Raw genomic sequence first — 24,150 nt, forward strand, 5'->3', positions numbered from 1 at the left:
TCGGGCAAGCCCAGCTTTCAGCAAAAAAAACCGCCCTTGCGGGCGGTTCAAGAAAACTCGGCCTTGATCAGAAACCGAGGGAGAAACTCACCGTCACGGCGTGGTCTTTGTCGTTGCGCGAGAGTTGGCCGGAATAGCCCAGGCCCAGTCTGCCGTTCTGGCTGATCTGGTAATCCAGGCCCGCTTCCACCACCGCGCTGTCCTTGGCAATCGGCACGCCCTGGGTGCTGAACGAGCCACCGCCATTGATAAAGCTCAGGTCGGCGTCGGGCTTGGTGTCACCGAAGGCATGGCGCCAGCCGATGCTGCCCCGTGGGGTGATTTTCGAGCCGTTGCCCAGGGTGATGGTCTGGCCAATGCGCACGCCCAAGGTCGAGTAGGTGATGTCCTGGTCGGCATCGCCATGCAGGGCTGCCGAGCCGCCTTTTTCCTTGATGGTGTCGCTGTCATAGTTGACGTAGGCCAGGCCGGCGAACGGTTCCAGGGCCACGGTAGGGGTTTGAATGGTGTAGCCGACTTCACCGAACACCTGCGCACTGCGTGCCTTGTAATCGGCTTTGAGGCGTTGGCCTTCGCCACCGACGGCCACGTTGCGTTTGCTTTCAACGTCATGCCAGCTGTACGCCACGCCCATGCGTGCGGCGAAGGCTTCTTGCTGGTAGGCGGTGTAGGCCATCAGGTGGTAGCTGTCCACATCGGCGCTCGAGTTGCGGCGCTTGGCGTCCAGGTCGCTACGGGTATAGCCGGCGGCCACGCCCACGCGCCAGGCGTCGTCCACTTGCTTGTCGGTACCGAGCAGGAAGCCGCTGAGGTTGCGGTCCAGCTTGGCGCTGTTGCTGTCACCGCCCATGTGGCCCCAGGTGCCGAGCACGCGCATCCAACCGACCATCTCGCCGTGGCAACCGGCGCTGCTCAGGTGGTTTTCGCTGGGTGCCAGGGCATTGCGCGGGTCGTCCTCGCGGTAGCAACCGGGTTGGCGCAGGCGCTCGTTGACCGCATCACGCACGTAACGCGAGTCTTCAAGCATGGCGCTGGCGGTGCTGGCGTGGATTTCGCCGGACAAGCTGTCGAAGGCCGCACGTGCCGCCGCTGCATCACCGTTAAGCAGTGCATTTTGCACCGCTGCGCCACCGACTGCGGTGCCTGTGCCCAACGCCGCCGCTACGCCGCGCTGGTTACCGGTGGCCGCCACGCTGGCGTAGCTGACGTCGTTGCGGCTGACCGCCAGGGCCACTTGGGTTGGGCTGTAGTTCAACGCGGTAGTGAGGAATGCCAGGTTCTCCAGGTTGGTGGTGGCAAAGGTGCCGTTGACCGCGCCCGCCGTCAGCAGGGTGTAGGTGGTGGCGCCGGCATAGGGTGCCAGGTTGACCACATTCAAGGTGCCGCCCAGGTTGGCGGTGCCGCCCACGGCCAGGGAGCCGGTGGTGGATGGGGTGATCACCAGGTTCAGCGCACCGGTGCTGGCGTTGGTGAAGTTGCCGGCCACGGTCAGCTTGCCACCGTCGGGCGTCACCGAGCCGTTGTTGACCAGCGAACCGACACTGCCGTTACCGGTCAGCCCCGCACCGTTGGCCACAGTGACTTGGCCGCCAAGCACCGCGCCTGGGTTGGCCGCGTTACCCACTTGCAGCACGCCCTCTTCCACCGCCACGGTGCCACTGAACGGCTGGTTGCCGGTCAGCAACAGCGCGCCTGCGCCTTGCTTGATCAGCGCACCGGTGCCGCTCAAGGTGCCGCTGAACTGGCCATTGGTGCGCTGGGTAAACAACAACCGCGCGTTGTTGAGGATCCTGCCACGCAGGCTGGTGGTGGTGCCCGCCAGCGTACCGCCACTGACGGTGGTGCCGCCGGTGTAGGTATTGGCGCCAGTCAGCAGCAAGGTGCCCGCATCCAGCTTGTTGATGCCGCCGGTTCCCACCAGCGGTGCATCAATCTGAGCGGTCACGCCGGAATTGACGCGCACTGGCGCCAGGCTGCCATCGGCCGCATTGGTCGGGCTCAAGCTACCGCCTGCGCCGGCGACCAGCGTGTAGCCGGCGTCCAGCACTTGCAGTCCAGTGAAGCCTTGGTTGCCAACTACGGTCACGGTGCCGCCCTGCCCGCCAAATACCGCGAACTGATTGGTGGACGCCTGCCCTTGAGTGCCGGTGGGGTCGGTCCAGTTGGTGCCTGGGCCCCAGGTACCACTGCCGCCGGTGATGCTGCCATCGGGGTTGGTGGTGCCGCCGTTCCAGAACTGGATCTGCCCTGGGGTGGTTTGCACCACCAGGTTGAGCTGGTTGGCCAGCGCCGTTTGCAGGCTCAGGTTGCCCAGTGCCACCGGCAAGGTGCCAAAGGTGAGGCCGTTATCGGTCAAGCTGCCGCCGTAGCGGAACAGCTGGTACACGCCGACACCGAAGCCGCCGGTATCGCTGACGTTGAGGGTGCCGTCCAGGGTCAGGTTGCCCGCCACGTTCACCGCTGTACTGGAGGCACCCGGCGCACCGAGGGCGAAGTCCAGGGTGGTGCCCGATGACAAGGCCAGCGAACCCACCGACAGCGGCGTCGCGGCACCGGCCTGGAGCACCGAGCCGTCAGCCATGTTCACCGCACCGCCCAGGGTACCGCTGCCGCCGAGGGTCGCGCCGCTGGCGACTTGCACTGCGGCGCTGTTCAAGGTGCCGTTGACCAGCAGGCTGCCGGTGTTGACGTTGGTGTTGCCGGTAAAGGTGTTGTTGCCGCTGAGCAACAACGCGCCGGTGCCGGTTTTGTTCAACACACCGGTACCGGTGAGGTTGCCGGTGTAGGTGCCGTCGATGGCTTGCTCAAAGGTCAACGCCGCGTTGTTGGCGATAGCGCCTTGCAGGCTGGTGGTGTTGCCCGTGGTGCTGCCGCCGTTGAGCGTGGTACCGCCGCTGTAGGTGTTGGCCGCGGTCAGCAACAAATCGCCGTTGCCATTTTTCACCAGGCCGCCGCTGCCGCTGACCACGCCGTTGAGGGCCAGATCGTGGCTGCCGGCCAGGGTCAGCGCGCCACCCAGGTTGAGGGTATTGGCCAGTTGCAGGTCGGTGCTGCCATCCAGTTGCGCCGCGCCGCCGACCGTCAAGGCACCACTGCCCAGGGCAGCATTATTGCCAAGGATCAATTGACCGGCGTTCAGGCCAGTGCCGCCGCTGTAGCTGTTGACGCCATTGAGTGTCAGCGCTGCCGCACCGTTTTTCACCAGGCTGCCGCTGCCGCTGACAACCCCATCAAGGGTCAGCGCGTTGCTGCCTGCCACCGCCAAGGCACCGTTAAGCACGGCCGCATTGGCCAGGCTGACCGCCGCGTTGCTGTCCAGGGTAGTACCACCGGCCGCCGTCAGAGCGCCTGTGCCCAGGGCACTGTTATTACCCACCACCAGGGTGCCGCCATTGAGCGCGGTACCGCCGGTGTAGCCATTATTGCCGTTGAGTACCAGGGTGCCGCTGTCGAGCTTGGCCAGGGTGCCAGCGCCGTTGAGGGTCACGCCCAGGGTCGCGGTGGCGTTGGGGTCGACGCGTACCGCGGTGTTGCCGGTGCCGCCATTGACCAGGTTGAGCACGCCCGCCGTGCCGGAGCCCAGGGTGTAGCCATCAGTGACGAACTGCATGCCGGTGATGTTTTGCGTACCGTCCACCGTCACGTTGCCCGCCGCGCCTTGGAACACCGCGAAGCTGTTGGCCCAGCCTTGGTTGAGGGTGCCGTCGACATTGGTCCAGTTGGTATTGCCGGCGTTCCAGGTGCCGTTGCCGCCGTCAATCGCACCGTTGCCGATCAGGCTGTTGCCATCCCAGAACTGCACGGTGGTGTTGGGCGCAGTCACCAGCAGGTTGACCTTGTTGGTGATCGCGGTCTGCACTTGCAGGTCGCCCGGCACCACGCTGCCTGGCAGTGTGCCAAGAGCCAGGCCGTTATCGGTCAAGGCCCCGGTGTAGTTGATAAGGTTGTAGACGCCGCTGCCAAAGCCGCCGATATCAGTGACATTGAGGTTGCCGTCCAGGGTCAGATTGCCGCCGACATTCAGCAGGCCTGTGCCGCCACCCAGCACCGGAGTGCCGAGACCGACATCCAGGTTCGAGTTGCCACCCAGCACCAACGAGCCCACCGACAGCGTGCTGCCGGTGGCCAAGCCGATGTGCCCACCGTCGGCCACGGTCACCGCGCCAGCCAATGAACCGCTGCCGGCCAGGGTTGCGCCGCTGTTTACCGCCACTGTGCCGCTGGCCAGTGAACCGGTGACATTCAAGGTGCCGCCGTTGACGTTGGCCGCGCCGCTGATGGCATTGGTGCCGCTCAGGTTGAGCACTCCGCTGCCGTTTTTATCCAGGTTGCCGGCACCGTTGAGCGCACCGCCAAAGCTGTTATCCAGGTTGCTGCCACCCACCGCCAGCGTGTTGCCGCCAGCCACCTGTACCACGCCGTTGCCGGCCAGGCTGTTGAGGTTGGCGTTGCCACCCAGGTTGAGGCTGGCGCCGCTGCCGACAGTGACGCTGGAGGTGGCGCCCAGCGCACCATTACCCGTCGTGGTCACGCTGCCCGCCGCCACGGTCAGTGGGCCGCTGAAGCTGTTGTTGCCGGTCAGCAGCAGGTCCGCCGCGCCATTCTTGATCAGCGCTGCATTGCCAGCGAGTACACCGGCCAGGGTCAGGTTGTTGCTGCCTGCGACAGTGAGGTCGCCATTGAGGTTGACCGCATTGGCCAACACCAACGGCGTGCTGTTGGCCAGGGTCGCCGTACCGCCGACGGTCAATGCGCCCGAGCCCAGGGCCGTGGTGCTGCCGACGGTCAGCGTGCCGGCATTGAGGGCCGTGCCGCCGCTGTAGGTATTGGTGCCGTTGAGGGTCAGGTTGGCGCCACCGGCCTTGGTCAACGAACCACTGCCGTCCACTACACCGTTGAGGCTCAGATCGTTGCTGCCGCCGACGGTGAGCGCGGCGTTCAGGCTGGTGTTATTGGCCAGGGCCAACGCCGTGTTGGTGTCCAGGGTGGTTGCCCCATTGACCGCCAAGGCACCGCTGCCCAGGGCTGACGCATTGCCTAGGGTCAAGGAACCGGCATTCAATTGCGTGCCACCCAGGTAGGCATTGGCACCGTTGAGCGTCAGGTTGCCCGCACCGGTTTTGGTCAGCCCACCGCTACCGCTGACCAAGCCGTTCAGGCTCAGGTCGGCGGTGCCCAGAATGCCCAGGTTGCCGGCCAGATTCACCGTGTTGGCCAGGGCGACCGCCGTGCTGCTGTCGAGGGTGGTGCCGGCGGCCGCGTTCAGGGCACCACTGCCCAGGGCCGAATTGGAGGCCAGGATCAGGCCGCCTGCGTTGAGTGCGGTTGGGCCAGCATAGGTGTTGTTGCCACTGAGGGTCAGGTTGGCGATGCCATTCTTGATCAGGCTGCCCGTGCCCGCCACCGTGCCGGCCAGGGTCAGGGCATTGCTGCCGCCGAGGGTGAGGCTGCCGTTGACGTTGAGTGCATTGGCCAGGCTGACCGCGGTGTTGCTGTCCAGGGTGGTGCCGTTGGCGGTGGTCAAGAGGCCGCTGCCCAGGGCACTGTTATTGCCGACCACCAGGGTGCCGCCATCCAGGGCAGTGCCGCCGGTGTAGCTGTTGGCGCCGTTGAGCACCAGGGTGCCGGTGTCGAGCTTGGCCAGGGTGCCGCCGCCGTTAAGCGCCACGCCCAAGGTGGCAGTGACGCCTGGATCGACACGTACGGCGGTGTTGCCGCCCACGCCATTGAACAGGGTCAGGGCGCCCGCTGCCCCGCCGGCCATGTTGTAGCCATCGGTGACGAACTGCAAACCAGTGATGGCTTGCGCGCCGTCAACCGTGACGGTGCCCGCCGTGCCTTGGAACACGGCAAAGCTGTTGGGCGTCCAGGCTGTATTGAATGCACCATTGACGCCGGTCCATTGGCTGCCGCCTGCACTCCAGGTGCCGCTGCCGCCTTCGATGGTGCCATTGCCCGTGGTTTGGCTGCCGTCCCAGAACTGCACGTTGGTGCTGCCGTTGACCAGCAGGTTGATCTGGTTGCCGATCGCGGTTTGCAGGTCCAGGTCGCTGGCCGGGATGTTCACCGGCAGGCTGCCCAGCAGCAGGCCGTTGTTGGTCAGGCCGCCGGTGTAGTCGATCAGGCGGTAGATACCCGCACCGAAGCCGCCGATATCCGTGACGTTAAGGGTGCCGTCCAGAGTCAGGTTGCCGTTGACCTGCACCAGCGCCGTACCGCCCGTCGCGGGCGCGCCGAGGCCCGCATCCAGGTTGGCGTTGGCATTGAGCAGCAGCGAACCGGTGGTCAGGGTCGCGCCGGAGTTGACGGCCAGGTGGCCGCCATCGGCGATGTTCACATTACCCAGCAAGGTGCCGGTACCGCCGAGGGTGGCGCCACTGCCCACCGCCACATTGGCGCTGGCCAGGGAGCCATTGACGAGCAAGCTGCCGGCGTTGACCTGGGCGTCCCCGGTCACCACGCTGAGGCCACCGAGGGTCAAGGCGCCCGTGCCGTCTTTGGCCAGGTTGCCGAGGCCTGCCACGACGCCGTTGAAGGTGCTGTCCAGATTATTGTTGCCGACGCTCAAGGTGCTGCCGGCCCCTACGGTTGCAAGCCCGGTACCCGTGAGTGCGCCCAGGCTGGCGCTGCCGCCCAGGTTGAGGGAAGTACCGCTCGCCAGGTTGACCCCGGCGCCGACACCCAGTGCTCCGTTGCCCAGCGTGGTGAGGCTGCCTGATTGCACATCGAACAGGCCGTTGAAGGTGTTAGTACCGGTCAGGCTCACATCCGCCGTGCCGGTTTTGACCAGGCTGCCGCTGCCGGCCAGCACGCCGGCCAGGGTCAGGTTGTTGTTGAGACCGCCCACGGTCAGCCCAGCGTTGAGGTTGACCGCATTGGCCAATACCAGCGGTGTGCTGTTGGCCAGAGTAGCTGCACCGTTTACGTTCAAGGCGCCGGTACCCAGGGCTGCTGCCGTGCCCAGGGTCAGCGTGCCGGCGTTGAGGCTGGTGCCGCCTTGGAAGGTGTTGACGCCATTGAGGGTCAGGTTGGCCGCGCCGTCTTTGCTCAGGCCAGCCGTGCCGGTGACCAGGCCACCCAGGGTCAGGTCGTTGCTGCCGGTGACGGCGAGGTTGGCGTCAAGCACGACGCCATTGCCCACACTCAGCGCTGCCGTGTTATCCAGGGTCGCCGCGCCGCCAACGGTGAGGTTGCCCAGGCCAAGGGCGGTGGCGCTGCCCAAGGTCAGCGTACCGGCGTTCAGGGTGGTGCCACCCAGGTAGGCGTTGGCGCCGCTGAGGATCAGATTGGCCGTGCCCTCCTTGGTCAGGCTGCCTGCACCGTTGATTGCGCCGCCGAGGGTCAGGTCAGCGGTGCCGCCGATGCCCAGGTTGCCCGCCAGATTGATCGCGTTGGTGGTGGCGACCGCCGTGCTCGCGTCCAAGGTGGTACCGCCTGCGGCATTCAACACGCCCGCGCCCAGCGCCGTATTGCTGGCCAGGATCAGCCCGCCTGCGTTCAAGGCCACAGGGCCCAGGAAGGTATTGGTGCCGCCGAGTGTCAGGCCTGCCGTGCCATTCTTGACCAGGCCACCGGTGCCGCTGATGGCGCCATTGAGCGCCAATGCGTTGCTGCCGCCGACCGTCAGGCTGCCGTTGAGTACCGCATCATTGCCCAGGGTTACAGAGGCGTTGCTGTCCAGGGTGGTGCCCGCCGCAGCGGTCAGCGTGCCAGTGCCCAGCGCGGTGTTGCTGCCGACCACCACCGTACCGCCATTGAGCAAGGTGCCGCCGGTGTAGCTGTTGGCGCCATTGAGCACCAGCGTGCCGGTATCGAGTTTGTTCAGCACGCCCGCGCCGGTGATATCGACGCCGAGGGTGGCAGTCGCCAGTGGGTCGACGCGCACGGCGAAGTTGCCGCTGCCGGTGCTCAACTGCCCACCGGTGCCATTGACCAGGCTGTAGCCATCGGTGACGAATTGCAGACCGGTGATGGTTTGTACGCCATCCACGCTGACAGTGCCCGCAGCACCTTGGAACACCGCAAAGCCACCGCCCCAGGTCTGGTTGGAAAGGCCGTCGGCCGAGGTCCAGTTGGTGCCCCCCGCTGTCCAGGTGCCGCTGCCACCGTCAACAGTGCCGTTGGCAAGGGTGTTGCTGCCGTCCCAGAAACGAATATTCGGCGCCGCTACCACCAGGTTGACCTGGCTGCCCACTGAGGTCTGTACCAGCAGATCACCCAGGCCATAACCCAGCGGCACCGTGTTGACGTTCAATGCGCCGGTCAAGCCGCCGGTGTAGTTGATCAAGCGATACACACCAGCGCCAAAGCCACCGGCATCGCTCACATTAAGGTCGCCGGCCAGATTCACGTTGCCACCGACATTCATCAGCGAGGTCAGCGACGGTGCGCCAAGCGCCACATCCAGACTGGCCCCGGCACTCATGTTCAGGCCAGCGGCCGACAAGGTCGTGCCACTGCCCAGCGCCAGGTGCCCGCCGTTGTTGATATTCGCCGTACCCAATAGCGAGCCACTGCCGGTGAGGGTGCCGCCGCTGTTCACGTTGACCGACGCGCTGCCCAGGGAACCATCGACATCCAGGGTGCCCGCGTTGATCGCTGTGTTACCCGTGATGCCATTGATTCCGTTGAGCGTGAGCGTGCCGGTACCCACTTTGATCAAGCTGCCCGCGCCGCTGAGGTCACCGTCAAAAGTACTGCTGGTGTTCACCCCTCCCACGGTGAGATTCAAACCGCCGCCGATTGCCACACCACCTGCACCGCTGAGGCCGGCCAGGCTAGAGTTCACGCCCAGGTTCAGTGCTGCGCCGGCGCTGACATCGACACCGGAGGTGTTGCCCAATGCACCGGCGCTGCCGGTGGTGACGCTGCCGGAGACAATATTCAATGGCCCGGTGAAAGTGTTGGTGCCGCTCAAGGTCAGGTCAGCCAAGCCATTTTTGATCAGCGCACTGGCGCCGCTGAGCACGCCGCTGAGGTTCAGGTCATTGTTGCCCGCGAGCGTCAGGTCGCCATTCAAGGCAATCCCGTTGCCCAGGGTAAGGGCCGCACTGTTATCCAGGGTTGCCGCACCGCCGACCGTCAAGGGGCCTGCGCCCAATGCGCCTGCCGTGCCCAAGGTCAACGTACCGGCGTTGAGGCTGGTGCCACCGGTGAACGTGTTGATGCCGTTAAGGGTCAGGTTGGCCAGGCCATCCTTGATCAGCGCACCCGCGCCGCTGACCACACCGCCCAGGGTCAGCCCATTGGTGCCGCCGACGGTCAGCCCGGCGTTGAGGGCGATGCCATTGCCCAACGCCACCGCCGAGGTGCTGTCCAGGGTGGCGGCGCCGCCGACGGTCAAGTTGCCCAGGCCAAGCGCCGTGTTGCTGCCGACGGTCAGCGTGCCGGCATTCAGCGTGGTGCCACCCAGGAAGTTATTGCTGCCGCTCAGTGTCAGGCCGGCTGTGCCGTTCTTGGTCAGGCTGCCTGCACCGTTGACTGTGCCGCCCAGGGTCAGGTTGGCGCTGCCACCGATTCCAAGGTTACCGGCCAGGTTGATCGCGTTAGTCAGCGTGGCACTGGTGCTGGCGTCCAGGGTCGTGCCTGCGGCTGCATTCAACGTACCCGCACCCAAGGCACCGGTAGCGCCAATCACCAGCTTGCCGCTGTTGAGTGCCGTGTTGCCCAGGTAAGTGTTCGCTTGATTGAGGAGCAGATCCGCCGGGCCGTTCTTGATCAACCCACCAAGGCCCGCCACCACACCGCCAAGGGTCAGCGCGTTGCTGCCGCCAAGGGTCAGGTTACCGCCCAGGTTGAGGTTATTGCCCAGGCTCACTGCTGCACTGGCATCCAACGTGGTACCCGCCGAGGCGTTCAACACACTGGCGCCGAGCGCAGTATTGGAGCCCACCACCAGCGAACCGGCGTTGAGGGCCGTGGCGCCGGTGTAAGTATTGTTGCCCGTAAGCGCCAGGCTCGATACGCCCTCCTTGATCAACCCGGAACCACCGCTGACAACCCCGCCAAGGGTCAGCGGGTTCACGCCGTCCACGGTCAGATTGGCGTTCAAGGCGATTGCATTGCTGGTGGTCAAGGCTGCATTGCTCTGCAACGTACTCGCACCCGCAACGGTCAAGGCACCGGTACCTAGCGCCGCGGCATTGCCCAATGTAAGCGTGCCGGCGTTCAAGGTGGTACCACCCTGGAAGGTGTTGGTGCCACTGAGGATCAATTCGCCGGTACCCGCTTTGCTCACACCCGCGGCGCCCGAGATCACACCACTCAGGGTCAACCCGGTCGAGGCGCCCTGTACCGTTAAACCACCGGTACCCAGGGTCATCAGGTTGGCCAGTGTCAGGCCGTTGCCGGTGGCCTCGATAGCGCCGCCGTTGGACGTGAGCACACCGCTGCCAAATGTCGCGTTGTTATTGAATTGCGCCACACCGCCATTGAGCGTAGTGCTGCCGCTGACCAACGGCCCCTGCAACGTCCAGGTGCCACTATTGATGGCCAGGTTGTTGAAGTTGACATAGTTGGCGCTTGAAGCCGTGCCGGTGCCTGTACTGCCACCACCGACGCCCGTCGTGTTTTCAAGGATCAGCGAGTTGCTGCCGCCTGCGCCGCCGTCCACCTGGCCGGTGGGGGCGAACGTCAGGTTCACGCCGATCAGTCCGCCAAGGCTTAAGCCGAGGCCGCCGCCGTTGGTCACTTGCGAGCCTGTGACTGCCGTAAAGGTGTTGGTACTGGCGGCCCCCATCGACACACCGCCAGAGATAGTGCCGGTGTTGCGGAACGTGTTCCCTGTAGTGGAGCTCTCGAACGCCACGCGCCCGGTCAGGGTGCCGTTATTCGTCATATTGACCTGCCCGCCACCCTGTACCGCCACCACCGGGGTGTCGGAGGAAAGCAGCGAAAGGCCGAGCAAGAAAGACGAACCAATGGTGCCGTCGTTGACAATCGTGGTGGTGCCGCCTACGCCGTTGGTGGCATTGAGTGCCATGCCGCCCAGCGAGGCCAGGTTCAACCCAAGCAGCGCGCCGGTACCGTTAATAACGCCGGTGGCCGCGTTGGTGATGTTCAGCGCATTGGCTGTCGAGTTGCCGATCACCACACCACCGCTCAGGGCTGAAACCAACCCAAGTACTGCCGGGTCAATGGTGCCGGCGTTGTTCAATGTCGTGTTGTTGCCCGTCAGGCTCAGCGCGACACCACCCACCAATGTATTGAGCTTCGTCCCGGCGGTGACGTTGACCGTGAGGGTGTTGACAGCGCTGTTGAAGGTGTTGGGAATCAGCAGCAATGTCGGCACACCCGTACAGGTCACCGTCGCTCCAGCGGTGGGACTCGCCGGGCTACAGGCGGCGAACACATCCGGGCTCGCCAGCCCCATCACCAGCCCGGCCACGCCCAGGCGGATCGCAAGAGAAAGCGCAGAAATACGAGGTAAAGCGGCAGTCGCAAGTCTTCTATCCACGTTCTACTCCTTGTGGTCCAAGCCTTTCATCCGTGACTGCGTGCACGCCTTGTTTCAACGATCCACACGCATCGAATTCGAAACACCTGACCGTGGTGACTACTGGTTCAGTTTTTCGAAACGTTAGTAGACCTGCGCGAAAGCCATTGAATTAAATGGTATTAATACTTTCGTAAAACCGGTGTAAGAATGGGATGAGCGCCAACATCCATTGACTGTCGCGTCAAAAATACAAGTTTCCAAATGTGAAAAAGCGCTCTAATAGCGCCCTATCCTCCCCACCGTAGGAGCGAGCCTGCTCGCGAAAATCCTCAACGATGACGCGACAAACCAGACACAACGCGGTGCCCTTGCGTTCTTCGCAAGCAAGCTCGCTCCTACCGTTGATCGATGCAAATGCTGGAGTTCGTAATGCCCCATGAAGGCAACCTGTTACAAGCAGCCGTGGTGTTCCTGTTCGCCGCCGTGCTGACCGTGCCCCTGGCCAAGCGCCTGCAATTGGGCGCGGTGCTGGGCTATCTGTTTGCCGGTGTGATCATCGGCCCGTCTGTTCTCGGCCTGATCGGCAACCCGCAAAGCGTGGCGCAGTTTTCTGAACTGGGCGTGGTGCTGTTGCTGTTCATCATCGGCCTGGAATTGTCACCCAAACGTTTATGGGTGATGCGCAAGGCGGTGTTCGGCGTCGGTCTGGCCCAGGTCCTGCTCACCGGTGTGGTGATGGGCGCGGTCGCGCTGTGGCTGTTTGGCCAGTCGTGGAACAGCGCCATCGTGCTGGGCCTTGGCCTGGCACTATCCTCCACGGCGTTTGGCCTGCAAAGCCTGGCCGAACGCAAGGAACTCAACCAACCCCACGGGCGCCTGGCCTTTGCCATCCTGTTGTTCCAGGACATCGCCGCCATCCCGCTGATCGCCATGGTGCCGTTGCTGGCCGGCAGCGATCATCCGACCACCGAGGCCCAAGGCCTGCAACATGTGCTGCAGATCCTGGGCAGCATCGCCGTGGTGATCATCGGCGGGCGCTACCTGTTGCGCCCGGTGTTTCGCATTGTCGCCAAGACCGGCCTGCGCGAAGTGTCCACCGCCACCGCGTTGCTGGTGGTGATCGGCACCGCCTGGCTGATGGAGTTGGTGGGCGTGTCCATGGCCTTGGGGGCCTTCCTCGCCGGCCTGCTGCTGGCGGATTCGGAATACCGCCACGAACTGGAGTCCCAGATCGAGCCGTTCAAGGGTCTGCTGCTGGGCCTGTTTTTTATCAGCGTGGGCATGGGCGCCAACCTCAGTCTGCTGCTCAGCACACCGCTGGTGGTGATCGGCCTGACCCTGCTGCTGATCGGCTTGAAGCTGCCGCTGCTGTACGCCGTCGGGCGGATGGTGGGCGACCTCAACCGCGAAAGCGCTTTACGCCTGGGCGTGGTGCTGGCGGCGGGGGGTGAGTTCGCCTTTGTGGTGTTCAAGATCGGCCGCGACCAGGGCCTGTTCGAACCGCAGTTGTACGACGTGCTGGTGCTCACCATCACGCTGTCCATGGCCGTGACCCCGCTGCTGTTGCTGGTGTGCCCGAAGCTGTTCAAGCCCAAGGTCAAGCCGGTGGAAGTACCCGAGGAATACCGCGCCATCGAAAGCGATGCGCCCCGCGTGGTCATCGCCGGCATGGGCCGTATGGGCCAGATCGTGGCGCGCATCCTGCGCGCGCAGAACATCTCGTTCATCGCCCTCGACACCTCGGTGGAAACCATCGAGCTGACCCGCAGTTTCGGCGGTATGCCGGTGTTCTACGGCGACCCCCAGCGCCCGGAAATCCTCCACGCGGCCAAAGTCGATCAGGCGGAATTCTTCGTGATCGCCATGGACGACCCAGAGATCAACATCAAGACCGCCGAGTTGGTGCGCAACCTCTACCCGCACATGAAGATCATCGCCCGTGCGCGTAACCGCCAGCACGTACACCGCCTGGTGGACCTGGACGCTTCACCGGTGCGCGAAACCTTCTACTCCAGCCTGGAAATGAGCCGCCGTACCCTGGTCGGCCTCGGTTTGAGCCAGGCCCAGGCCGATGCGCGCATCAACCGCTTCAAGACCCACGACCAGCAGGTACTCGCCGCCCAACACGCGGTGTACGACGACGCGGCCAAGGTCATGCAAACCGCCCAGGAAGCCCGTGCGGAACTGGCGCGCCTGTTTGAAATGGACAGGATTGAGGAAGAGTCTTCCGACAAAGTGTGACGGGGCCGATGAACGAGATTGCGAATTTTCTGACAGAATACGCCGCAATTTCGTTCATCCCCGGAGTGCTTCATGGCCACGTTCACCAAGACCGCAATGCTGCTGGCCCTCGCGCTCACCGCCGGCAGCGTATTCGCTGCTGCAAAGCCCACCACCCAGACCATCTCCACCTTGGGTGGCAAGTTCACCTTCAAACTGCCCAAGGCCTACAGCGCCGACACCCTGCCCTCCGGCACAGCGCAAGACGGCACCGCTGACACCCAAGGCACCCTGTACGCTAACTCGACGACGAAAAGTGTGGTGATCGTCGCCGAAACCGTGCGCAACGATGGGGCAACTATCCAGGATAACGACCCGCAGTTCCTAGACGGCGCCGTGGCCGATTTCGTCAAGGACCAGAGCGCTGCCCTGCCTGACTTCAAGAAACTGGGCGAGAAGAAACTCACCTACAAGGGCCTGGGCCTGCGCCAAGTGGACAGCAGCGCCACCCAAGGTGGTGGCAAGACCTTGAACTCCACATTCCTGGGTGGTTCGGGCAACCATTTGCTGGTGATTCAGGCCATTTCCCGGGCGGATGATGTGAAGGGGCATGCGCAGTTGGTGAAGCAGATTACAGGCGGCAAATGACCCTCCTCTTTACAGCCAACACAAAACCCATGTGGGAGCGGGCTTGCCCGCGATAGCGGTGTGTCAGTCACTCATTCTTTTACTGAGCCACCGCTATCGCAGGCAAGCCAGCTCCCACATTTTCAAGCGCATTTCACTTCAGGCTTTTTTCAAGCCAGGCTTTTAAGTCCTGGATTTCTGCTTCGCTGATGGTGTGATTCATCCCCGGGTATTCATGAAACTCCGGCTTGAGCCCCAACCCCGCCAGCACCTTGTTCGCTTGCGTGGCCGAGCTAAAGGGCAACGCCTGATCCAAAGTGCCATGGCCAATAAAGATCGCCAGCTTGCCCATCGCCGCATCCGGTTTCAGCGCAGACCTGAGCACTGGTAGCACGCTGCCACTGAGCGCGGCGATACCGCGTACCAATTCGGGTTCACGCAAGGCCACCTCGTAAGACATGATCGCGCCCTGGCTGAACCCCACCAGGAACACCCGATCACTTTGGGTGTGGTACTTGGCGGTGGCCTTGAGCACAAAGTCCTTGATCAGCCGGGCGCTGCTGAACAGTTCATCGGTCTCGCCGTTGTACTCAGGCTCATCGGTCTTGGTAAACCAACGATACCCCTGCGGCTCCACCGGCAGTGGCGCACGCACTGATAGGTAGGTCCAGGTAGACGGTAACGCGTCTTTGATGCCAAACAAATCTTCCTCGTTGCTGCCAAACCCATGCAGGAAGATCACCAGCGGCTGGTTGCGCGCATCGCCTTGGGTCTGTTCCAGGTAGGACAACGGCAAGTCGGTGTGCAAGCCGGTGTCGGCATGAGCGGCGCCGGCCACCAGGGCCAAGGCGAGGGCAAGCTGTTTGAGCATCGGGTTTACCTCAGGGTTTGCGCAGCAAATAGGTGTCCATGATCCAGCCGTTTTCCAGGCGCGCCGCCTTGCGTACCCGTTCGATCTCTTCTGCCACCTGCGCCACTTTACCGCTGATCAGGATCTCGTCCGGCGTGCCCAGGTAGGCGCCCCAGTAAATATCCAGGTCCTGATCCGCTACGCTGCGGTAGGAATCTTCGGCGTCGAGCATCACCACCAGGGTATCGGCATCACTCGCCTGTCCCGCCGCCAGCCGTCGCCCAGTGGTGATTTCGATGGACTTGCCGATACGGTTGAGCGGCACCTTATGCTGCGCCGCCAGGGCCTGCACACTGGTGATACCGGGGATCACTTCAAACTCGAACACACAGCGACCGCTGGCAAGAATCGCCTGCAAGATACGAATGGTGCTGTCGTACAGCGCCGGGTCGCCCCAGGCCAAAAACGCCCCGACTTCGCCGTCGGCCATTTCTTCGTTGATCATGCGTTCGAAGGTCTGCTGCTTATCGCGGTTGAGGTCTTGCACGGCGGTGGTGTAGTCGATTTCACCACGCACCCGCTCCGGGCAATCGGCCTCGACAAAACGGTAGCCGGGTTCGGTGATGTAGGTGTCGCAGATTTCCCGGCGCAGGTCGATCAGCTTGTCCTTGCTCTGGCCCTTGTCCATCAGGAAGAACACGTCGGTACGGTTCAGCGCCTTCACGGCCTGCATCGTGATGTAGTCAGGGTTGCCGGCGCCAATGCCGATGATCAGGATGCGTTTCATGGGGTGCTCTCAGTACAGGGCGTGAAATGTTGCCATGTTACTGGGTTGCCCTGCTGGGTCAAATCACCTTGAACTGCCGGGCGATGTCAAGTTTGAGCTTACCTGCGATCACATTTTTATAACTGTCGTTCGTTTCATCAAAGCCCAAGGGGTGTTTGTCAGAGAAATTCAACTTTGTCAGTATCTTGGTCAACATCCTATATCTGCCCCCCAGTCTGGAGCGTTTCGCCACTAATAGCGCATCGGGTACACAGACTTGATAACGAGGGACTAAGCGAAAGGTCGCAATTGAATTATCCACTTTCAGGCATGTGCCATTGGTTGCCATCACCTCAATTTCGTAGGACGTACTGTCAGCCTGAAGTCTCAATTTATTCAAGTCTAGCCCCCCGCCCTTATATGCAAGCCTGAAAGATATATTCTCCGCATCCACCAAGGGGTGCAGATGAGGTGTCAAGTCAAACCGGGTAGTGCCTTTCATTTGTGGCCCGTTACACTTTTCGCAGCAGGGGATGAAATTCCCCATGGTTAACGCTAGTAAAGGAAATTCGGCCTGCGGGTAATAATGATCAATATTTGGCCTGTACGCTTTCAACCCATCAGGACTTACATAAGTGTCAATGGGCGTTATATGGCAATAAGGGCAAATTTTCGATCGGATGGATGTACACAATGCATAGGCGTCCCATCTTTTTAACAGGACCACCCTCTCTTTAGCTGAAAACTCCTTATAGCACAGATACTTTTTGAAAAAACCATTCAAATAGTCAATATCAACAACACGGGCAAAAGTCTGACTAAAGGCAACAATCACACCCGGCAGCGCCAACGGGTCACACCCACATATGGCCTCCCTGTGTTTATCCAAGAACTCGACAAGACGATGCTGAGTCATGGCCGGCCCGACGAATCCTTTTAAGGCATCAGTCAGTCCTTGCAGCTTCCATAGCATGAATAATTTGTGCCTGACTGCGATGTCCTCCCACACCCGCGCGATGTTAACAATCATGAGTATCGCCTCTCCGGAGCACGATATAACGCTTCCTTGATGCCAATATCGCCAATGCTCTCAAGCAATAATTTATCCAAGGCCGAAGAAATGCCCTGTTCAAGACGCTGATGGAGTGCATTTATCTTTTCCGCCGCAAACTCACCAATGGCAGCAGTCCCAAAAGAGTTCAGGATAATGTCTTCCAATGGAGCTGCAAACGTATTCTGAGGTGTGACCCTGTCATCCAGGTTAGTTACCATGCACGCTGGAAAATCACCCGTTATCACAGGGGAGTGCGTGGCAACCACTACCTGCACAATCTTCATGTCAAACTCCGCTTTCACCCCTGCCAGGAATTTATTCAGCAAGGAAATATAACGGCGCTGCCACTCAAGATGAAGATAGGCATCGCCCTCATCGATAAGCACCATGACGTGCTTTAATTTCTTTCCCGCCATGGTTACAAAACCTTGGCGGAGCAAAAAAAACTGGTCAACCAGGGCCCTTACACCCGAGCTTTGATCTGTCCAACGCACTTCGACTGCAGCGGTCGACATTTTTATCTGCTTGATTTCCTCTGCCGAGCCTATAGCAAATGAATAGGACCGGGGGTGTTTGCGGATATCATCCTTCGCCCCAACCTTTATAAAATTGAGCGTGGCACGATAAGTCATCATCAGCAAATCGAACACTTCCTTATCTTCGTCGTAACGTCCATCGCTGGCGAGTTCAAAAAAATTAAAGAAAAATCGCCCAATACGATCATGATCAGGGATTTTTTTTGCCACCGACGTTAAGGCAGCGAGCATTACTAACTTATTGCTTTTACCACGGGGAAGTTTCGATAGAGCAAAACGCTCCAACCTGAGCACGCAGGTATCAAGCAAACGCTCAATCTGGATGTTCAAACGTTCATTCTCATAGTAATCCGAGCTTACAAACTGGCGCTTTTTTTGAATTTTCGCGTATTCAGATAAAAATGTAATCACCGGCTTGTGCGCCGTTTGAAACCCGGCAAGATTGCTCATGACGACAAGCGCAGGCGCCAACACGGTCTTGAACAGCTCAAATTCATAACATACTTCTGCCCTCAAACTTGCGTTCAATTCCAGATCGCTGGCCACTTGGTAGAACTGCTCGGCTCGCGCAGAATTCTCTACCTTTCCAAACCGAGGAGAAGCATCGACGAATCGGTTACGAAAAGGTAGCCGGCGCCGGTAGGGAACGGGAGAGAAGTAAATTACACCAATACGTTCAAGCTCTTCGTCAGACAGTTTCTCCGAAGATGTTTCGCGATCATCATAAACGGCTCTTCGAGGGGTAGAGACAGGCGATGAAATATACGCTGCCATGTCACACAACAAGGCAGTTTTACCAGAACCGTTATTACCCAGAATCAAACGAATCGTGTCCACATCAAAAAAGCCATTCCATTTCAGGCTCTCTTGATTTTCGAATTCAAATTTATTCGTACCTGTCTTGACCGCAATCAACTTGTTCATCTGCATAGAATCCCTTACGCAGCCCGTCAATCATTAGGGCAATTCAAAAAGTCGTGTGTCGTGGGCCAGACAATGGCACCAACAAGTGATGCCATTTTGCCACATGTCTGTGCCCTGCGGTAAGGCATGCGTACTTCACGCCATTAACCGCAACCGCCAATACCCATTGAACCGCAACTCCACCGACGATAATGGCTCAACATCAATCCGGTAGAACATCAAGACAGGCAACTGCATGACGTACAGCATCGCCGCGCGGATGACGAACGGGTGGGTCACGGCGATGACATGGCCGGGTTGGGTTTCGAGGGATTTAAGCCATTGGCCGACCCGCATGCACAACTGACCCACCGACTCGCCGCCGTGGGCTGCGCTGGTGCTGTCGGTGGCCCAGGTGTTCAAGGTTTCGCTGTCGAGCTGGCCGATAGCCTGGCCTTTCCATATGCCGACATCCAGGTCGCGTAAGGCGGGTTCGACCTGGGCGTTATTGCCGAACAAGCCCGCGGTTTGACGGGCTCTCACTTCAGGGCCGCACACCAGGCGTGCCTGTTGTTTGTAGCGCCCGGCCAGGGACAGGGCCGCGCCCTGCCAGTCCATCGTGACGGATTCGTCATCAGAGAAACGCCCCTGCTTTTGCAGGGGCGTGATGGCGTGGCAGATCAGGGTCAAGCGGGTGGCCGGCATGGCAATTCTCTGTACCTGTAGGAGCGAGGGGGACGCATAGTTCTTGCTCGCGAAAAGCGTCAACGATAACGCGTGCTGCCTGAATAAGCGCGGCGCCTATGAGTTTTTCGCGAGCAAGCTCGCTCCTACGGGGTGTTCGTGCTTCAAGCCAGCGCAGCGCTGGCGGGCACGGCCGTGGAGTGACCGCTGGCGACAAAATCCTCCTTGCGCAACACCACCAACGCCAGCAACGACACCACCCCGGTCGCCACGTAGAAATACCACGGCGAGGTAATGTCGCCTGTCACCTTGATCAGCCAGGTGGAAATCAACGGTGCGCTGCCGCCAAATACCGCCACCGGCACGTTATAGGCCACCGCAATCCCGGTGGAACGAATGCGCGTGGGCAGCAGTTCACTCATCAGCGCATAGGTTGACGACGCGTACAGCCCGAACAAAATCGCCACCGCCATCAACGGCGCGAAGAAGGTCGCCGGGGTGGCGGTGGGGGCGGATTTGAACAGCCAGAACATCGCCAGGGTCGCCAAGGTGCCGATCACCATCAGGAACGGCTTGCGCCCGTATTTATCGGTAAAGGCCCCGCCAAATGGCATCACGAAAGCCGCCGAGAAGCTGGCGACGAACACGTACAGCAAGGTGGTGCCGCTGTCGAACTTGAGGATCTTGGCCATGTAGGTCGAGGCAAAGGTCAGCACCAGGTAGAAAATCGAGCTGTGCAAGGTGATGATAAAGAACACCAGGGCAATCGCACGCTTCCACTGCCAGACCTCGCGCAGCGGCGCCCGCGACGTTTGCCCGGCGCGTTGCAGGGCCAGGAACTCGGGGCTGTCTTCGAGCTTGAGGCGGATGTACATGGAGATAAAGCCCAGGGGCGCGGCGATCAGGAACGGTACGCGCCAGGCCCATTCCTGCATGACCTCGGCGCCCAGCCCCCAGGTCATGCCGTTGGCCACAGCGCCGCCGAGCAGCAGGCCGAGTACGGCGGTAACCATCAGCCAGCAGGTGGCAAAGCCGCGGCGACCGGGGCCGGCGTATTCAGAGATAAAGCTGGTGACGGTGCCGATTTCGCCGCCCGCCGAGAAGCCCTGTACGCAGCGCACCAGAATCAACAGGATCGGTGCGGCGATGCCCAGGCTGGCGTAGGTCGGCAACAGGCCCAGCATCACCGTGGAGCCGGTCATCATCACCAGCGCCATGATCAGGGTTTTGCGCCGGCCGATCTTGTCCGCCAGCGGGCCAAAGAACAGCCCACCCAGAGGGCGGATAAAGAAGCTCAGCGCAAACGCGGCAAAGCTGGCCAACAGGCTGGTGGTGGGGTCATCGGAGACGAAGAACGCCTGGCCGATATAGACCGCGAGAAAGCCATACACGCCGTAGTCGTACCACTCGATCAAGTGGCCGGAGGTGGCGCCCAGAAACGCACGGCGGCGCTTGCGGACGGTGTCTTGTGCGGGATTGCCCATCGTCGGGACTCCTTGTCTGATTATCGATCCATGTTAAAGCGCGGCGATACTCGCGGTTTGCAGCCAATGCCGCAAGTCGGTCTTGAGAATCTTGCCGTAGCTGTTCTTCGGCAAATCGCTGCGCCACACATATTTTTTCGGCTTTTTGAACGAGGCCATGCGCGCCAGGAACCAGGCCGTCAGCTCGCTTTCGTCCAGCGGCTGGCCGCTGCGCGTCACGACAAAGGCCACCACCGACTCACCCCATTGCGCGTCCGGCTCGCCCACCACGCACACTTCGAACACCTCGGGATGCTGGGCCAGCACTTCCTCGACTTCACGCGGGTACACGTTGCTGCCGCCACTGATGATCACGTCCTTGGAGCGATCCGTCAGGGTCAGGTAGCCGGCCGGGTCGAGGTAGCCGATGTCGCCGGTCAGCAGCCAGCCGTCCACCAGCGTCTGGCGCGTGGCCTGCGGGTTGCGCCAATAGCCTTGCATCACCGTGGCGCCACGCACCGCGATTTCACCGCGCTCGCCGGTGGGCAGTGGCTGGTGCTCGGCATCAAGAATGCGGATCTCGACACAGGCTTGCGCGTGGCCCACCGAGGCGGCCAAGGTGGCCCAGTCGGGAAGCTGGCGCTCGGCGATCAAGGCGCGTGGCAAGACGCTGATGGTCATCGGGCTCTCGCCCTGGCCGTAGATCTGCACCAGGCGCGGGCCGAAGGTGTCGACTGCTTCGCGCAGGTCGGCCAGGTACATGGGGCCGCCGCCGTAGACGATAGTCTTGATGCCGGCGCCGTTATAATCCTGGCGCCGCGCCTGCTCGACCATGCGTTTGACCATGGTCGGCGCAGCAAACAACGACACATCGCCCATGTGCTCGGCCAGCCCGAACAGCTCGGCGGCATCGAAGCCATGGGAAGCCGGCACCACATGCCGGGCGCCGCAGCGCACATGGATAAAGTTGTACAGGCCGGCGCCGTGGGACATGGGCGCGGCATACAGCGCCGCATCGTCGGCACTCACTTGATCGACATCCGTGGCGTAGCACAGCGACATGGCGATCAAGTTGCCGTGGGACAGCATCACGCCCTTGGAACGCCCGGTGGTGCCGGAGGTGTAGAACAGCCAGGCGAGGTCGTGATCCTGGCGGGGCACCGGCTGCTCCAGGCCGGGCCAACCATGGCTGGGGGGCAGCGGGTGGCCGTCCAGTTCCGTGCAATGCACGGGCAAATCCCGCGATGAAAATACCTGGCCGCCGTCGGTAAAGATCAGCCGCGCCTCGGCATTATCGGTAATCCACGCCGCTTCGCTGGGGTGCAGCTTGGCGTTGATCGGCACCGCCACCCCGCCCATCCACCAGATGGCGTAGAGCAGTTCCAGGTAGTCGCAGCTGTTTTTCATCAGCAGCGCCACCGCGTCTCCCGGCACCAGGCCATGCTGCTCCACCAGGTGCGCGGCGCGTTGGCGCACGTGGGCGGCGAAGGTGGCGTAGTCGGCCACTTGCACGCTGCCGTCGAACAAGGCCGGGCGTTGCGGGGCCCGGCGCTGGGTGTCGTGCAGCCAGTTGGCAATGTTCATGGCTCAGCTCCGGCGTGCCTGCAGGACCGAGGCGTAGTTGGCCACCGCCATGCCGCCCATATTGAACACCAGGCCAAACTCCGGGTTGGGCACCGCCAGGCCAATCGGTTCGCCGGTCAATTGCCGGAACGCCAAGGCATGCATGGACACCCCCGTGGCACCGACGGGGTGCCCCTTGGCCTTGAGCCCGCCGGAAAGGTTCACCGGCAAGCGCCCGCCGGCGCGCACCACGCCGCTGTCGAGCACGCGATGGCCTTCGCCCTTGGGCGCCAGGCCCATGGCTTCGTAGATCAGCAACTCGGCAATGGTGAAGCAGTCGTGCACTTCGGCGAAGCTCAGGTCGGCCAGGGTCACATTTGCGCCGCGCAATGCTGAGTGAATCGCCCGCTGCGGGCCCTCGAAGGCGAGGATGTCGCGTTGGGCGATGGGCAGCGTGTCGTTGACCTGGGTCATTGCACGTATCTGCACCTCGCGACGAAACGCACGCGCACGTTTGGGCGAGGCGAGGATGATGGCGGCGGCGCCATCGCTGATCAACGAGCAATCGGTCAGGCGCAGGGACTCGGCCACGAACGGGTTGCTTTGGGAGACGTTATTGCAGTGCTCGAAATTCATCTCCCGATGCATCTGCGCCAAGGGGTTGGCCATGGCATTGGAGTGGTTTTTGGTGGCGATGGCCGCCATCGAGCCCAGCGGGCAGTGGTAACGCTCGGCGTATTGGCGGGCGGCGCGGCCGAACAACTGCGGGAAACTCAGGCCGGCTTCGGCCGGGTCGTTCTGGTAACCGGCCCCGGCCAAGGCTTGGGTGACTGCGGCGGTGCTGGTGTGGGTCATCTTCTCGGCGCCCACTACCAATACCAGCTCGGCGCTGCCGGAGAGAATCGCATTGACCCCCGCCTGGATCGCTGCCGAGCCGGACGCACAGGCGTTTTCACAGCGGGTGGCAGGTTTGAAGCGCAGACCGGGGTCGGCTTGCAATAGCAATGAGGCGGCAAACCCGTCGGGCACCAGCCCCGAGTTGAAATGACCGAGGAACAACGCATCGATTTGCGACGCGTCAATCTCGGCGTCGCTCAGGGCTTCCCGGGTCACCTGGACGATCAGGTCTTCCAGCGTCGTGCCTTCCAGGCGACCAAAGCGGGAGTGACCAGCGGCAACAATGGAGACGCAATCAGCAGGCATAATCAATTTCTTCTGTTCTTGATTCGGACTTTACTTACAATGACCCACCCCTGATCGTGCGCCAATTCGTGTAACTACTTACACGGGTAAGTAGCGCCCCAGGGCATTGAACAACGAGGCAGGATGCCCCATGACCGCGCTAGCCCAGCAATTTCCCGACCTCGAACGCCTGGCGTTCAAGCTGTCCCCTGCCCCGCAGATCGTCACCAGCGACCGCGTGATTCTCGACTGCAACGACGCTTTTCTGAAGCTGTTCGGCTACGCGCGCGACGCACTGGTCAACCAGCTGACCCTGCTGATCTACCCGTCCCAGGCCGACTACCACGCCATCGGCAAGCGCAGCCATGACTGGCTGCTCGACAGCGACAACGGCTTTTATTCCGATGAACGCTTCATGCAGCACCACAACGGCGAAGTGTTCTGGGCCAAGTCCCACGGTTACACCCTCACCCCCAAAGACCCATTCAAACTGATGATCTGGCACTTCGAACGCCTGGACCGCATGCACCAGGGCACCGGCGACCTCACGCCCCGTGAGCGGGAAATTGCCATGCACATCGTCAACGGCTTCAAATCCAAGGAAATCGCCCTGCGCCTGGCGATCTCCCACCGCACCGTTGAGGTGCACCGGGCGCGGTTGATGAAGAAACTGCAGGCCAAGACGGTGGTGGAATTGGTATCGAAGATCATCATGGTGGCCTGACCGCAATGCCCAAAGCAGCGAAGATCAAATGTGGGAGCTGGCTTGCCTGCGAAAGCGGTCGTGCAGTCATAGATGCAGTGACTGACACGCCGTCATCGCAGGCAAGCCAGCTCCCACATTTAAATTGAGGGGCGTCAGGTA

General features: G+C 61.7%; 12 protein-coding genes and 1 pseudogene. 4 read left to right on the forward strand and 9 right to left on the reverse strand.

Going from position 1 to position 24,150, the window contains the following annotated elements:
• Positions 1 to 67: 67 nt before the first annotated feature.
• Positions 68 to 11,455, reverse strand: a complete 11,388-nt coding sequence (locus JMV15_RS25935) for an autotransporter-associated beta strand repeat-containing protein (protein WP_201491958.1) — start codon at positions 11,453 to 11,455, stop codon at positions 68 to 70.
• 271 nt (positions 11,456 to 11,726) lie between these two features.
• On the opposite strand from JMV15_RS25935, the pseudogene JMV15_RS28835 reads away from it, so the two are divergent.
• The 3 genes and pseudogenes from JMV15_RS28835 to JMV15_RS25945 form a co-directional block, all read left to right on the forward strand.
• Positions 11,727 to 11,840 (forward strand): annotated as a pseudogene (locus tag JMV15_RS28835) (outer membrane lipoprotein carrier protein LolA); the annotation flags it as partial.
• A gap of 26 nt (positions 11,841 to 11,866) precedes the next feature.
• A complete protein-coding gene (locus JMV15_RS25940; RefSeq protein ID WP_038449849.1) occupies positions 11,867 to 13,678 on the forward strand; it encodes a monovalent cation:proton antiporter-2 (CPA2) family protein in 1,812 nt (603 codons plus the stop codon).
• Between the two features lie 72 nt (positions 13,679 to 13,750).
• Positions 13,751 to 14,305, forward strand: coding sequence for a DcrB/PsbP domain-containing protein (locus tag JMV15_RS25945; RefSeq protein ID WP_014718107.1), 555 nt, complete (start codon positions 13,751 to 13,753; stop codon positions 14,303 to 14,305).
• Between the two features lie 133 nt (positions 14,306 to 14,438).
• On the opposite strand, the gene JMV15_RS25950 is transcribed toward JMV15_RS25945, so the two are convergent.
• From JMV15_RS25950 to JMV15_RS25985, 8 genes are all read right to left on the reverse strand, one after another.
• The gene (locus JMV15_RS25950) at positions 14,439 to 15,155 is read right to left on the reverse strand and encodes an alpha/beta hydrolase (RefSeq protein WP_038449847.1); all 717 of its coding nucleotides are present in this window, start codon (positions 15,153 to 15,155) and stop codon (positions 14,439 to 14,441) included.
• A 10-nt stretch (positions 15,156 to 15,165) separates the two neighbouring features.
• A complete protein-coding gene (cobF, locus tag JMV15_RS25955; protein ID WP_034133834.1) occupies positions 15,166 to 15,921 on the reverse strand; it encodes a precorrin-6A synthase (deacetylating) in 756 nt (251 codons plus the stop codon).
• Between the two features lie 58 nt (positions 15,922 to 15,979).
• Positions 15,980 to 16,930, reverse strand: coding sequence for a hypothetical protein (locus JMV15_RS25960; RefSeq protein WP_019817302.1), 951 nt, complete (start codon positions 16,928 to 16,930; stop codon positions 15,980 to 15,982).
• Positions 16,927 to 18,414, reverse strand: a complete 1,488-nt coding sequence (locus tag JMV15_RS25965) for an AAA family ATPase (protein ID WP_130175625.1) — start codon at positions 18,412 to 18,414, stop codon at positions 16,927 to 16,929. The genes JMV15_RS25960 and JMV15_RS25965 overlap by 4 nt, the downstream gene beginning before the upstream one ends.
• Positions 18,415 to 18,549: 135 nt before the next feature.
• Positions 18,550 to 19,098, reverse strand: a complete 549-nt coding sequence (locus JMV15_RS25970) for a histidine phosphatase family protein (protein WP_019817304.1) — start codon at positions 19,096 to 19,098, stop codon at positions 18,550 to 18,552.
• A gap of 143 nt (positions 19,099 to 19,241) precedes the next feature.
• Positions 19,242 to 20,561, reverse strand: coding sequence for an MFS transporter (locus tag JMV15_RS25975; RefSeq protein ID WP_014718103.1), 1,320 nt, complete (start codon positions 20,559 to 20,561; stop codon positions 19,242 to 19,244).
• 33 nt (positions 20,562 to 20,594) lie between these two features.
• Positions 20,595 to 22,124, reverse strand: a complete 1,530-nt coding sequence (locus tag JMV15_RS25980; protein WP_038449843.1) for a class I adenylate-forming enzyme family protein — start codon at positions 22,122 to 22,124, stop codon at positions 20,595 to 20,597.
• Positions 22,125 to 22,127: 3 nt separating this feature from the next.
• Positions 22,128 to 23,306: an acetyl-CoA acetyltransferase gene (locus JMV15_RS25985; protein WP_014718101.1), complete on the reverse strand. Its 1,179-nt coding sequence runs from the start codon at positions 23,304 to 23,306 to the stop codon at positions 22,128 to 22,130.
• 130 nt (positions 23,307 to 23,436) lie between these two features.
• Between JMV15_RS25985 and JMV15_RS25990 the strand changes: the two genes are divergently transcribed.
• Positions 23,437 to 24,009: a LuxR C-terminal-related transcriptional regulator gene (locus tag JMV15_RS25990; RefSeq protein ID WP_019817306.1), complete on the forward strand. Its 573-nt coding sequence runs from the start codon at positions 23,437 to 23,439 to the stop codon at positions 24,007 to 24,009.
• The last annotated feature ends 141 nt before the right edge of the window (positions 24,010 to 24,150 follow it).

This window comes from Pseudomonas paracarnis (genome assembly GCF_904063055.1).
Taxonomy (GTDB): Bacteria; Pseudomonadota; Gammaproteobacteria; order Pseudomonadales; family Pseudomonadaceae; genus Aquipseudomonas; species Aquipseudomonas paracarnis.